Raw genomic sequence first — 13,192 nt, forward strand, 5'->3', positions numbered from 1 at the left:
TATTAACGTGTACCGGAGGCCTGATGTATCACCGTATGGCGCATGAATCTCAGCCTAACCCGCTGCTGCCAGGGTATTCGTTCAACGCTTATCTCGTGGCAGGTCTAACGCCGATTCTGGCTGAAGGGCCGCTCGACTTCTTTATCGATCGTCCCGATGGGATGAAAGGCTACATCATTAACCTCACCATGAAAGGACAGGGTCAGGTTTTTGATGGCGATGAGACTTTTTTCTGTAATCCTGGCGATCTACTGCTGTTCCCACCTAAATCGAAGCATTTTTATGGCCGCTCACCGGGCAGCGACTGCTGGTATCACCGCTGGGTTTATTTTCGTCCCCGCGCTTACTGGGCTGACTGGTTGGAATGGCATACCAAAAGTAGCGGCATCGGCCGTATGAGTCTGCCAAATAACCAACTGCTGCTGGAGTTCGACAGGCTATTTGCCAATATCGAGCAGACGCAGCGTTCAGGACGGCGTTTTTCGGAAGAACTGGGCATGAATCTGCTGGAGCGCCTGTTGCTCAGAGCGATGGAAGAAGATCCGCAGAGTCCGCAGAAAATCATGGATCCGCGTGTGATTGAAGCCTGCCAGTTTATTACCAGCAATCTGGCCGGAGAACTGCGTATTGATGAAGTCGCACGGCACGTTTGCCTGTCGCCGTCGCGGCTGGCGCATTTGTTTCGTGAGCAGGTGGGCATTAATATTCTGCGCTGGCGTGAAGATCAGCGCGTGATCCGCGCCAAGCTGTTACTACAGACGACACAGGAATCCATCGCCAACATTGGTCGGGTGGTGGGGTATGACGATCAACTTTATTTCTCACGCGTCTTCCGCAAGCGGGTCGGCGTCAGCCCCAGTGATTTCCGGCGTCGCAGCAGTGAAATCAACTATCCGGCAGCCAAAACGCTGCCCGTGGCGTGGGGAGAGCGGATGCCCAACGCTGTGAGCGGTTAACTTACCTCAAAATCTGACAGATTCCCCTGTCGGTTATCCCTCTCTGCAATCTGGCGGATGACGGGTATATACTGAGTGAGAAATCACAACGTCAAAATAAGCTAAGGGGAATCGTCATGAGTGAGACCGTTCGTGTTGGACTGCTGGGCTATGGCTATGCCAGTAAGACATTCCACGCACCGTTAATTGCCGGTACGGCAGGTATGGAACTGGTGGCCGTTTCCAGCAGCAATGCTGAAAAAGTGCATGCGGATTGGGCAAATCTGCGGGTGGAGAAAGACCCGCAGGCATTGTTTAACGATCCCGATATTGACCTCATTGTTATTCCTACCCCCAATGACACACACTTCCCACTGGCGAAACAGGCGCTGGAAGCGGGCAAGCATGTCGTCGTCGATAAACCTTTTACTGTGACGTTGTCACAAGCATACGATCTGGGTGCGATTGCCGAACGCGTCGGGAAAGTGCTTTCTGTTTTCCATAACCGCCGCTGGGATAGCGATTTTCTGACGCTGAAACAGCTGCTTTCAGCCGGAACACTGGGAAATGTGGTGTATATGGAATCACATTTTGATCGCTTCCGCCCTGAGGTTCGTCAGCGCTGGCGTGAAGACGGCAGCGAAGGTAGCGGGATTTGGTACGATCTTGGACCGCACTTGCTGGATCAGGCATTGGAACTGTTTGGTTTGCCGGTGGCGATTCAGGTTGATATGGCGCAACTAAGGCCAGGCAGTAAGGCAACGGATTATTTTCATGCGACGCTGATTTATCCACAGCGCCGCGTGATCCTGCACGCTAGCATGCTGGTGGCCGCAGCGTCAGCTCGCTATACCGTGCATGGTACACGCGGCAGTTTTGTAAAATACGGGCTCGACCCACAGGAAGATCGTCTGAAAGCGGGTGAGCGCCCACCGCTGGCCGATTGGGGGCAGGATAAAAATGATGGCGTGCTGACACTGTCTCGCGATGGCATAACGGCGGAGCAAACGATCGCCACGATTCCGGGTAATTATCCGGCTTACTATGCGGCAGTGCGCGATGCGCTGACGGGTAAAGGCGAAAACCCCGTCAGCGTGCATCAGGCGATTCAGGTGATGGAGCTGATAGAACTAGGGCTGATCTCCCACGAGCAGAAAAAAGCCGTCACGCTGAAAAATAGCTAGATTTGCCACGTGTTATTCCAGATAGTTAACGGTTTGTTTAAATAGGTGATCTTAGGCTCGCCGTAGACTGCCGTTTTGGGCGTCCGTCGGGTCGTTCATATTGTTAGGGTGTTAATTAGGCTAAGGGAAAGGTGTCGGGCATGGGGTGGTTACAACGGTTACGCATTGATAAGTTTTTATTGGTACTGATTCTGGTTGTGGTGACGGCGTCGATTCTTCCTGCTGAAGGCAGTGTGAAGGTTTTCTTTGAGCATCTGACAACGGCGGCGATTGCTCTGTTGTTCTTTATGCATGGCGCGAAGCTATCGCGTGAAGCGATTACCACCGGTATGGGGCACTGGCGTTTGCATCTGGTGGTATTTGCCAGCACGTTTATTCTTTTCCCGCTGCTGGGAATGGGCATGAGCCTGCTGTCGCCAGTGGTGCTGACGCCAACCTTGTATCTTGGCTTCCTCTATCTGTGTGCGTTACCGGCGACGGTGCAATCGGCGATTGCTTATACCTCAATGGCTGGTGGTAACGTGGCAGCGGCGATCTGTAGTGCGTCAGCATCCAGTATTTTGGGCGTGTTCCTCTCGCCAATTCTGGTTGGTTTGCTGATGCACACGCAGGGGGGAGAAACCGACACGCTGCATGCTATCGGTTCCATTATCATGCAGTTAATGGTGCCTTTCGTCATTGGGCATCTGTCTCGTCCGCTGATTGCCAAGTGGATCGAGCGTCACCGTAAGCTGATTAATATTACTGACCGGTCATCGATTCTTCTGGTGGTTTATGTCGCCTTCAGCGAAGCGGTTGTGCAGGGGATTTGGGGGCAGATCAACGGATGGTCATTGCTGGCGGTCGTGGGGTGCTCAATAGTACTGTTAGCGATTGTGCTGGTGGTGAATACACTGGTTGCTCGTAAGCTGGGCTTTAACACCGCCGATGAAATCACTATTGTTTTCTGTGGTTCGAAGAAGAGTCTGGCGAACGGAATTCCAATGGCAAACGTACTGTTCCCCGCCGCGGCTGTTGGCGCGATGGTGCTGCCGCTGATGATCTTCCACCAAATTCAGCTAATGGTATGCGCCGCGCTAGCACAGCGCTACGCCAAAAGGCTAAGTAAGGAACAAGAGATATCCGAGCAGTAAGGCATTATGGGTTCCTCGATACATAAAATAACGCCCTCGGACTGTACACCGTTCGGGGGCGTTGTTATTTGTGACCATTTAGAAATACATTAAATAATATATTACAGTGATAGTTTTTAAAGTGTATCACCCTCTCGATCTGTTACGTTATAACAATGCTGGCTCATCAAGATTGATTGTCGATAGAGCAGGATGCAGTTGATGATAATTATTATTTGAGATCGAGAATATATGTTAAAAAAAACGCTAGTCACGTTAGCCATGCTAGGAGCGTTAGCTTCCACATCCGTGCAGGCTGCTCAACATATGGACTGTGTACAAGCCAGTCAAAAAGAGATTGCGTCGTTATTTGACCGTTGGAATGCATCATTGCAAACGGGTGATGCGAAGAAGGTTGCGAAAAACTATGCTCCAGACTCAGTGCTTCTGCCGACGTTGTCCGATAAACCACGTACGACTGACGCAGAGCGCATTGATTACTTTGAACATTTTTTGGCAAAAAAGCCAGTTGGTAAGATTGACACCAGCACAATCCGGATCGGCTGTAATAAGGCTGTTGATACCGGAACGTACACTTTTACATTCGGTGATGGTAGCGTAGCCAAAGCACGGTATACCTATACTTACGCTTGGAACGGCAAACAGTGGCTGATCACCACGCACCATTCTTCAGCGAATCCGAGTAGTTGAACCTTATAGATGATCTGTAACAAATTTGCATCAAACGGCTAACGAGAGTTAGCCGTTTTTCGTGTGAGGGTAGGCAGGGGTAACGACATGATTTCACTGTTATCAGGCAGAATCCCGTTTACGCAGAACCTTTTCACGTAACTGTTGCTTTTCCTGCTCGCTGATAAAGGCGATGTTTAGGCCGTTTTCCTGCGCTTTGCGCGTTTCTACCGCCGTCAGGCCTGCAAGTGGTGCTGCGACTTCATATTCGTGGCGGATCTCTATGCCTTGAACCGCAGGGTCGTCCGTGTTGATCGTGGCTGGAATGCCGTAACGCAAGAAGTGGATCAACGGGTGTTTATCCAGAGTTTCCACCGTACTGGTTTGAATGTTCGATGTCAGGCAAGATTCAATGCCAATCCCATTCTCTGCCATGTGCGTCATCAGGCGAGGATCGATAATAGCGGTTACGCCGTGCCCGATGCGCTCTGCGCCCAGATGATTAATCGCCTGCCAAATGCTTTCTGGTCCAGCCGCTTCACCTGCGTGAACGGTGATATGCCAGCCAGCATCGCGGGCTTGTCGGAAATGAGAGGTAAACTTCGCACCCGGGTGGCCGAGTTCATCGCCCGCCAGATCGATCGCCACAATCCTATCGCGCTGTGACAACAGGGCATCCAACTCTTGCTGACAGGCTTCGGTACCGAATGTCCGGCTCATGATGCCAATCAGACGGATATCGGTATCGAAATCACGACAGCCTGCCGTAATACCGTCGATCACCGCCTCAACAACGCCAGCAATTGGTAACTTATGATTCATCGCCATGTAGTAGGGAGAAAAGCGCAGCTCAGCGTAATCCAGCCCAGCTTTCATGGCATCTTCAACATTCTCGTAAGCGACACGGCGGCAGGCGTCCAGTGAGCCGAGAACGGCTACGCCCCAGTCGAGTTTTTGTAAAAAACTCAGTAAATCAGGTTCATTTTTGGTGACCTGGACGTGAGGACGGAGCGCGTCAAGATCGCTGGCAGGTAACGCAATATTGTACTGGCGTCCTAGCTCCAGAATACTCTGTGCGCGGATATTGCCATCCAAGTGGCGGTGGATATCAGTCAGTGGCAGGCGTAAATCAATCATAATGTTATTGTCTGATTACTGTTTTTCATAGGACAAAGTATAAAAAGAAATCGTGGTAAATAGCTAATCGTTACCGATAAAATTCAAGCGCATTGGGCAATCATTGAGCAAAAACAATTAGTTATTGGTTTTTTTGCTTAATTTCAGGCGCGTTTAACTTAGGAATAACCCGGATATAAATGAGTTCACTGAGTAATTCGACTAAAGTTTGGCTAACGATTACCGCTGGCAGTAGCGGTAGCGCGCCCGGGATTGCCAAGGCCAGCGGCAGAATAACCAGAGAATTACGTGTGCTGGCGCTAAAAGCCACGGCTCGTCCGCCTGCCGAATCCAATCGGAACGCGCGGGCAATAAGCCAACCGAGCAACGGTGCCAACAGCGCGAAGAGCAGGTAAAACGGTATGGCGAGTAAAACCGATTCCCAGGTAGTACGCAATTGTGGAATGACTGCGGCCACCACGATAAACAGCACCAGAGCCGTGGCTGGAACGGGGAGATAACCTAATGCATCTGAAAATGTTGCCATAACACGCTGTCGTGCCGCTAACGATTGCAGAAGGGCAGCCAATGCTAAAGGTATGGCAATGAGCCAAATAAAGGCGTCGATAAAGGGGGCGAAAACGATGAGTCCAGCGAAATCATCGCCGAGAAATAGCGTCAGATAAAAGGGCAACGCCAGCATTTGCAGCATCAGTAGTATGGGCGTTGCGGCCAGAAGGCGGGCAGCATCGGCCCGGCCCAGATGCGCGAATGTCACCACGTAATCAATACAGGGGGCGAGTAGCACTAATATGATGCCTAGCTTCACCAGCGGTTCGGCGGGGAGAAAGGGTAATAGCGCCACGACCAGCAAGGGAATCACGATGAAATTGGCAACGAGAAGCGCACCGATGAATCTGGCCTGAGTGATACTTTTTCCGATCGTGGTCAGCGGAACTTGCAGAAACGTAACAAACAGCATTAGCGCCAGAGCGGGATTAATCACTGCACTTAGTTGCTCTGTTTCCGGCACAACCATGGCTGTTGCCGCTGCCACTATTACTGCAAAAAAGTAGATTGTGGCTTGATGGGCTTCCATAAAAGGTTTCAGCGCGGACATGACGTTATCTCAATATCAAACAGAAGATTTAGGGCAGAAAAAACGGTGGCTGAAAGGGCGGCCACCGTGTGTTTTAGCGCGTAATATTATTTAGTGCTGGATTATTGTGCCGGTGGTGTGATCGGCTCTTGCGGCGCGCCAGGCTGGGATTCTTCACCTTCTTCCGTTGGAATGGAGAAATACGGGGCGATGAATTCGGCCAGTGTTACCTTGTTGCCGTTAAAGTCAATTTGACCATCAGCATAGTGCAGTGAGCTGGTAATCGCATTGTCCTTCGTGACACTCATCTGGTTCATTTGACCAATGTCCGCCATCATCTTCGCTTGCTGCTGCGCCATTTCTGTCGCCTGCTTCTGCTCTTCAGCGTTAGCTGGTTTCGGCCCCGCCTGCACCATTAATTCTGCCAGCATATCGAGCGGTACATTGAGTTTGGCATCGAGTTTTTTGACCGATTGACGAATGATTTTTTCTTCATCCGATACCGTTGCGTCAGCGGCTTTATCCGTGCTTTGCAATGGGTCGGTTAAATCCAGTGCGAGCGTGAACGTGCCTTCACCTTTACTGTTTTTCCAACTGATTGGAGAAATTTCAACGCTCGGATTACCTTTCAACAGTTGTGGCAGGTATTGCAGAATAGACATAGCGACTTCGTGCTGATAAACATCGGGGTCCATAGCACTTGGATCCTGCAACAGTTTCTGCACTTTTGCCTGATAGGCAGTGAGGAACTGCTTGGTGCCCGCGCCGTCAAGCTGTGAGATAGACATGCTTGCGTTACCCGAGCCCAGATTACGGTCGCCGATGATTAATGAACCCAGCTTAACGTCCATTTTGCCCGCCAGATTCTTATCATCTTCCGTTGCGCTGCTTTGCAGAGAGAAGTCGTTCAAGGTAACGGGCTCTCCACCTTCTACGATAAACGTCATCGTTTTAAGTGATAAAGCCCCATCGCCTAAATCAAGATCGAATTTGCCTTTTTGATTGGTTCCTTTGATGGAGAAATCGGTGACATCGACGGTCTCGGTTTGACCCCAGGCATTTTTCCTTTCCATCTTCACGCTGCTGATGTTGGTATCCAGCTTGCTGCTGCGTAGATCGTGACCGATATCCAACAGCGCCTCTGCGCCGCTGAAGGAGAATTTTTGTTCTGGCGTTTGATAGTCGATTGGCACCAGAGTAATGAGTGACTGCGTATCACCGCTATAAGCGACGCGAGTTTCGGCCGTGAAGAATGGCTTATCTTTGGTTAGTTCAAACCAGGCTTTGACTGCTGGGGTGTTGGCCAACTCGGTATGAACAGAAGCCATCGCCGGGGCGAGGTTGAATTTCTTGAGTTGCGCCAGCGGGAATGGTCCGTGAGAGACGGTTTCGTTGAAGACGAGTTCTTCACCAGGAGCAAGGAACTGTGTACCTTTTGCTGTGCCATCGGTCTGTATAACGTAGGCCAGAGTGCTGCTGAACACGCCACCTTGATAGTCGCGATAGACCACTTTTAACCCAGCGTTCGGGTAGGCTTGTTTGATCTTAGTATTCAACGTATCGGTAAAATCATCAATCTGCTGAGCCACCTGTTTGCCGGTGTACCAGGATGCGCCGGTCCAGATAGCGCCCAGAGCAACAATAACGCCTACGGCGACTAACGACTTCTTCATTTTTATTCATCCTTTAGTAAAAAAATGCGCGTTTTCAACGCTAAACGCGGGTAACTCTCAACGTAATGCGCAGATAACTTTCAACGCGCTACGCGGGTTAACACCGCGTATGGAACGAGTTATCGATTAAATACGCGAGCGAGACGCCCCTGTCCCTCAACCGTTATCGGTGACTCACTGGCAGAAATAAAGCAGGATTCTCCCGGACGTAGCGAGAGCCGCTGCTCATTCTTTTGCAAGACGGCATGGCCGTCAACGCAAAATACAATGGCAGCACTGTCTTGGCTGAGCGTTTGCGGGCTCTGGCTCAGTTCATGCAGTGAAAAAGCAAAATCATCAACAGGAATAGGGAAGCTTAGTTCATTACCCTGTTGCTGTGGCGTAGTCAGCAATTGGTTTGCGGGTTTGCCTTCAAACACGACATTTTCCAGCAGTTCTGGAATATCAATGTATTTCGGGGTTAAGCCCGCACGCAGCACATTGTCCGAGTTCGCCATGACTTCTAATGCTACGCCTTTTAAATAGGCATGCGGCGTTTGGGCAAACAGGAACATGGCTTCGCCGGGTTGGAGCGTAATGACATTCAGCAGCAGTGGGGAAAACAACCCGCTGTCATCGGAATAGTATCGTGTAATCGCGCGAATGGTGGCCCAGGGCTCGTCATTCTGACTATTTAGCGCAGCCTTCAATACGCCGAGTGCTCGGGATTTCTGCTCACCGTCCATGCTCAGCAGATTAGTGAACAGCATGGCGAGGTTCTTCGCATCGGGCTGCTGTAGAAACGCGGCGATTGATGGATGCGCGCTGGCAACTGGCTCTAGCAGGTGCACAATTTCAGATAATTCTCGGAACCCATTCATGGCCTGAAAGGGGGTTAACGCGTAGACCAATTCCGGTTTGTGATTGGAATCTTTGTAGTTTCTTTCGGCTGCATCTAGCGCGATACCTGCGGCATTTTCTTTCGCAAAGCCTTGTTCTGCCGCTGATTTACTGGGGTGAACTTGAATAGAAAGGGGCTGTTCCGCGCACAATACCTTAAACAAAAAGGGTAATTCGCCAAAACGTTGCGCGATCGTTGCGCCAAGATGGGCTGTCGTGTCTTCGGCAATTACCTCACGCAGGCTGCGGGTGTCGCCTTTTTCATCAATAATTACCGAGCTACTTTTAGGATGGGCGCCCATCCACAGTTCAGCCATCGGTAAATCGTTAGGGTTATCAATGCTATAAAGCTCAGTTAAGGCGTGTTTGCTGCCCCAGGCGTAGTGCTGGACGCAATTGAGCATTTTTTGCATGTCGGCTCCCTGCTATTACATTAATTGTTAGTTTCTGTGATGCTGGCTGTTAACTACTTGAATGATTATGAATACACTGCATCTTCTTCGCTTCATGGTAATGTTTTATGTAGCGCGATGCCAGACCGTGTTAGTAGACACAATAAGTGTTATAGGCCAGTCCGTGTTATCAGAATAGGCCCAGCGATGTGATTCGATGTCTTCTACTATTTGAATCTGTGTTTTAAGGAGGAAAGGTAATGAGCACGACACGTAGTGAAAAAGACTCAATGGGGCCAATCGATGTTCCTGCTGAACGTTTGTGGGGGGCACAAACGCAACGATCGCTGGAACATTTCCGTATTTCTGAAGAAAAAATGCCACGTGCGCTGATTTATGCGCTGGCGCAAACCAAGCGTGCAGCGGCTCGCGTCAATGTGGATCTCACACTTCTGCCTGCCGACCGGGGAAATGCGATTATTCAGGCAGCGGACGAAGTGTTGGCAGGCAAACATACCGGAGAATTCCCGTTAGCGATCTGGCAGACGGGATCGGGTACGCAAAGCAATATGAATATGAACGAGGTGTTGGCTAACCGCGCCAGTGAATTGCTGGGGGGGGAAAGGGGCAACAATCGACTTGTTCATCCCAATGATGATGTCAACAAAAGTCAGAGTTCCAATGACGTATTCCCAACGGCGATGCATGTTGCGGCTGTGGTTGCGATCAACGAACATCTGATTCCTGAATTAAAAGCATTGCATGCAACCTTGGCGTCGAAGGCTGAGCAATTCAAGGACATCGTCAAAATTGGCCGTACGCATTTACAGGATGCGACACCACTGACGCTGGGGCAGGAAATTTCCGGCTGGGCCGCGATGTTACAGCATAATTTGAAACACATCGAAAACAGCGTGCCACATATTTGCGAATTGGCGCTGGGCGGTACCGCTGTTGGTACGGGGTTGAACACGCATCCTGAATATGCGGTGCGTGTGGCGGCGGAACTGGCGAAATTAACCGGTCAGCCGTTTGTGACCTCGCCGAACAAATTTGAAGCGTTGGCAACCTGTGATGCGCTGGTTCACGGGCACGGTGCCTTGAAGGGGCTGGCTGCATCGTTAATGAAGATTGCCAACGATGTGCGCTGGCTGGCATCTGGCCCACGCTGCGGCATCGGTGAACTCAGTATTCCTGAAAATGAACCGGGTAGTTCTATCATGCCGGGGAAGGTCAACCCGACTCAATGTGAAGCGCTGACAATGCTATGTTGCCAGGTGATGGGCAATGACGTTGCCGTGAATATCGGCGGTGCATCCGGTAATTTTGAGCTAAACGTGTACCGGCCAATGGTGATTCATAACTTCCTGCAATCGATTCGCCTGTTGGCTGACGGCATGAAGAGCTTTGATGAACACTGTGCGGTGGGGATTGAACCGAATCACGATCGCATTACTCAGTTGCTGAACGAATCGCTGATGCTGGTGACCGCGCTGAACACGCATATCGGCTATGACAAAGCGGCTGAAATTGCCAAAAAAGCGCATAAAGAAGGGCTGACGCTGAAGGCGTCCGCACTCAAACTGAACTACCTCACTGAAGCACAGTTTGATGAGTGGGTTCGGCCAGAAGATATGGTCGGTAGCCTGAAAAAATAATGATGCTGTAGTTGGCGTTTTATCACGTAGCCTGCCGATACCTATCCGCAGGCTTTTTCTTTTTTATTCTGGCGCATCGGTATACAGATGCAAACGCGGGATAAGCAGGCGAAGTTCGGCGGCTTTCGGTTTATGTTTATGTGTGATGTTGTGGGCATCGTAAGGGCTAAGTTCGCCGATAATCGGCACCTCGCCCCCAGACTCCTGCGGACAAAGCACGAGCAGGGGAGACGGGCAGGGATGTTGAACCTGTTTCTGTTGCTCGGGATACCACACGCGTGCGATTGGCTGCACTTTTACCGGACGTTTTATCTTCAAGACTGCGTCTTCCGGTAACTGCAATACGGCATCCATTTCCTGTTCCACATGCTCAATCCATTGCGCTTTGGTATACGGCGCCGCATGCTTTGCGGCGTTCAGGCTTTTGGTCAATTTTTCCAGCAATTCTATGCGTGTCATGTTTTTGATGACATGCTTATTTGCCCAGCCAAAACGGACTGAGGCCGGGTTGGTTATGAGTGTCAGCGAGCGGTAAGCGCTGAGTGTGATCAACCCTTTCAGATGCGTGTGGACGAACTCAAAGCGTTGTTCCGGCTCAAGCCCTGATTCGACGGTGACTATTTGCTCCAGCTCTTTTTTCAGCGCATTAATTTCCGCAATGAGTGACTGCGCCTGCTGATATTGCGCCGTATTTACCGCAAAGCAGAGTGCGCCGGGTAAGCGAATCGCACTTTTGCTACTGAGTGCTTCTGGGTAGTGGTGAATGAACAGGCGCTGAAAATGCGCTAGCCCTTTATCGCGAGCTTCCTGACCAACGTACTGCGTGACGGCGATGTGCTCAATCGGATCATGCTCCGTTCCTTTTTCCACATGGGGAAGGGAATAGACGCGGCCCGCCAGTAGTCGATACGTTGAAAACAGCTGCTGCATCACGGTAAGCTTGGTCTCTAAAGTCTGAAAACAGTCGTTCATGCGATCGATTAATGCGTAGCGATTCATATGCATAATTATTTTAGTTACAACATACTTATCTTTATACTCATAAATACACGCATCAGCAATTGTGATTACCGGTATTTTCGAGCAGGGCTGATGAGATAATATTGAGGAAGGGTGCAGAAACAACGCGGAGTTTACCCTGGCGCAGGTAAACTCCGGTAATAAAAGAGATTAAATACGGTGTTTTAGTATCAGGCTGACGAGCAGTGCGAGAAGTAAGAGCGTCGTGAGGAATGCGGTGATCCCCATCCAGCCGAATGAATGCCAGAAGAATCCCCCTAGCGTGCCTGCCAGGCTTGAGCCCAGATAGTAAGAAAAGAGATACATGGACGAAGCCTGACCTTTCGCGCGCCGCGCCCGTTGTCCAATCCAACTGCTTGCTACCGAATGAGCAGCGAAGAAGCCAGCGGTAAAGAGCATCATTCCGCCAAAGATAGCGAATAACGGGTTCAGTGCCGTTATTCCTAATCCCAGCAGCATCAGAAGGATCGAAATACTCAGCACCGGGCCGCGTCCGTAGCGAGACGTTAACGCACCGGCTTTCGGCGAACTGTAACTTCCGGTGAGATAGACCACCGAAAGTAAGCCAACCACCGCCTGACTGATTAAATACGGCGGAGCTAGCAGGCGATACCCAATGTAGTTAAACAGGGTAACGAACGCGCCCATCAGCAAGAATCCCTCAAGGAACAGCAACGGCAAGCCCGCATCGCGCCAGTGTAATTTACTATTCAGTAATAGCGTTTTCGGGCGCAGTGAACCGGCACGAAAATGGTGTGATTCCGGCAGAATTCGCCAGAACGTTATCGCCGCAATAAGCGCCAGTACGCCGATGATACCGATAGCAACCCGCCAGGGGAAATAGTCCGTTAACACGCCGCTGACCAGACGTCCGCTCATTCCGCCAATTGAGTTACCGCTGATATATAACCCCATCGAAAACGCCAATACGCTGGGGTGAATTTCTTCACTCAGATAGCTCATGGCGACGGCCGCGACGCCGCTTAGCGACAAACCAATCATCGCCCGCATGATCAATACGCCATTCCAACTGGTCATAAATGCGCAAACCACAGTACAGATCGCAGCCAGCATCAGCGACACAACCATCACATTCTTACGACCAATCGTGTCGGAAAGCGGGCCGGTGAATAACAGGCCAAAAGCCAACATCACCGTCGAGACAGAAAGTGACAAACTGCTGGTTGCTGGCGAAATACCGAAATCCTGAGATAACACCGGCAGCAGCGGTTGTACACAATACAGTAGGGCGAACGTTGCTAACCCAGCAGAAAATAGCGCGAGCGTGACACGCATAAATTGCGGTGTACCACGCGTGATGTAGGGCGTTTTACCAGAAGATTTCGGGGCGATATCATCCGCATCGCTGGCCGTAGAGATAGGCCAGTCGTTTGGTGCAGAAGATGGCAGGTTACTCACAATAATTCCTTAGCG

At 50.7% G+C, this 13,192-nt stretch carries 11 protein-coding genes; 5 read left to right on the forward strand and 6 right to left on the reverse strand.

Annotation, left to right across the window (positions count from 1 at the left end):
* The first annotated feature begins 23 nt into the window (after positions 1 to 23).
* From araC to KP22_RS04960, 4 genes are all read left to right on the forward strand, one after another.
* Positions 24 to 956, forward strand: a complete 933-nt coding sequence (gene araC, locus KP22_RS04945) for an arabinose operon transcriptional regulator AraC (RefSeq protein ID WP_039299904.1) — start codon at positions 24 to 26, stop codon at positions 954 to 956.
* A 116-nt stretch (positions 957 to 1,072) separates the two neighbouring features.
* Complete coding sequence (locus tag KP22_RS04950; RefSeq protein WP_039322761.1) at positions 1,073 to 2,119, forward strand: oxidoreductase; 1,047 nt, start codon at positions 1,073 to 1,075, stop codon at positions 2,117 to 2,119.
* 140 nt (positions 2,120 to 2,259) lie between these two features.
* Positions 2,260 to 3,252, forward strand: coding sequence for a bile acid:sodium symporter family protein (locus tag KP22_RS04955; RefSeq protein ID WP_039299899.1), 993 nt, complete (start codon positions 2,260 to 2,262; stop codon positions 3,250 to 3,252).
* Between the two features lie 231 nt (positions 3,253 to 3,483).
* Complete coding sequence (locus tag KP22_RS04960; protein ID WP_039299896.1) at positions 3,484 to 3,942, forward strand: SgcJ/EcaC family oxidoreductase; 459 nt, start codon at positions 3,484 to 3,486, stop codon at positions 3,940 to 3,942.
* 102 nt (positions 3,943 to 4,044) lie between these two features.
* Here KP22_RS04960 and add read toward each other — a convergent pair whose 3' ends face one another.
* The 4 genes from add to manA form a co-directional block, all read right to left on the reverse strand.
* The gene (add, locus tag KP22_RS04965) at positions 4,045 to 5,058 is read right to left on the reverse strand and encodes an adenosine deaminase (RefSeq protein WP_039322764.1); all 1,014 of its coding nucleotides are present in this window, start codon (positions 5,056 to 5,058) and stop codon (positions 4,045 to 4,047) included.
* A gap of 121 nt (positions 5,059 to 5,179) precedes the next feature.
* Entirely contained in the window at positions 5,180 to 6,157 is a 978-nt protein-coding gene (locus tag KP22_RS04970; RefSeq protein ID WP_039322766.1) for an arsenic resistance protein, read from the reverse strand.
* 101 nt (positions 6,158 to 6,258) lie between these two features.
* The gene (locus KP22_RS04975) at positions 6,259 to 7,809 is read right to left on the reverse strand and encodes a YdgA family protein (protein WP_039322769.1); all 1,551 of its coding nucleotides are present in this window, start codon (positions 7,807 to 7,809) and stop codon (positions 6,259 to 6,261) included.
* 119 nt (positions 7,810 to 7,928) lie between these two features.
* Positions 7,929 to 9,101, reverse strand: coding sequence for a mannose-6-phosphate isomerase (gene manA / locus KP22_RS04980; protein ID WP_039322772.1), 1,173 nt, complete (start codon positions 9,099 to 9,101; stop codon positions 7,929 to 7,931).
* A 239-nt stretch (positions 9,102 to 9,340) separates the two neighbouring features.
* On the opposite strand from manA, the gene fumC reads away from it, so the two are divergent.
* On the forward strand, positions 9,341 to 10,738 hold the full coding sequence (gene fumC, locus KP22_RS04985; protein WP_039322775.1) for a class II fumarate hydratase: 1,398 nt from the start codon (positions 9,341 to 9,343) through the stop codon (positions 10,736 to 10,738).
* Positions 10,739 to 10,801: 63 nt separating this feature from the next.
* Here the strand turns inward: fumC and tus are convergent, their stop codons facing one another.
* Both tus and KP22_RS04995 read right to left on the reverse strand, forming a co-directional pair.
* Entirely contained in the window at positions 10,802 to 11,737 is a 936-nt protein-coding gene (gene tus, locus KP22_RS04990; RefSeq protein WP_039323470.1) for a DNA replication terminus site-binding protein, read from the reverse strand.
* Positions 11,738 to 11,908: 171 nt separating this feature from the next.
* Positions 11,909 to 13,177 (reverse strand): MFS transporter, encoded by a 1,269-nt coding sequence (locus KP22_RS04995; protein ID WP_052012472.1) that lies wholly within the window; start codon positions 13,175 to 13,177, stop codon positions 11,909 to 11,911.
* Positions 13,178 to 13,192 lie beyond the last annotated feature (15 nt).

The organism is Pectobacterium betavasculorum, from assembly GCF_000749845.1.
Taxonomy (GTDB): Bacteria; Pseudomonadota; Gammaproteobacteria; order Enterobacterales; family Enterobacteriaceae; genus Pectobacterium; species Pectobacterium betavasculorum.

Excerpts from the sequence above, each read along its gene's own strand:
- KP22_RS04975 (WP_039322769.1), bottom strand. The coding sequence starts at position 7,809 with ATGAAGAAGTCGTTAGTCGCCGTAGGCGTTATTGTTGCTCTGGGCGCT.
- araC (WP_039299904.1), top strand. The coding sequence starts at position 24 with ATGTATCACCGTATGGCGCATGAATCTCAGCCTAACCCGCTGCTGCCA.
- KP22_RS04960 (WP_039299896.1), top strand. The coding sequence starts at position 3,484 with ATGTTAAAAAAAACGCTAGTCACGTTAGCCATGCTAGGAGCGTTAGCT.
- tus (WP_039323470.1), bottom strand. The coding sequence starts at position 11,737 with ATGAATCGCTACGCATTAATCGATCGCATGAACGACTGTTTTCAGACT.
- KP22_RS04950 (WP_039322761.1), top strand. The coding sequence starts at position 1,073 with ATGAGTGAGACCGTTCGTGTTGGACTGCTGGGCTATGGCTATGCCAGT.
- KP22_RS04955 (WP_039299899.1), top strand. The coding sequence starts at position 2,260 with ATGGGGTGGTTACAACGGTTACGCATTGATAAGTTTTTATTGGTACTG.
- KP22_RS04970 (WP_039322766.1), bottom strand. The coding sequence starts at position 6,157 with ATGTCCGCGCTGAAACCTTTTATGGAAGCCCATCAAGCCACAATCTAC.
- manA (WP_039322772.1), bottom strand. The coding sequence starts at position 9,101 with ATGCAAAAAATGCTCAATTGCGTCCAGCACTACGCCTGGGGCAGCAAA.
- add (WP_039322764.1), bottom strand. The coding sequence starts at position 5,058 with ATGATTGATTTACGCCTGCCACTGACTGATATCCACCGCCACTTGGAT.
- fumC (WP_039322775.1), top strand. The coding sequence starts at position 9,341 with ATGAGCACGACACGTAGTGAAAAAGACTCAATGGGGCCAATCGATGTT.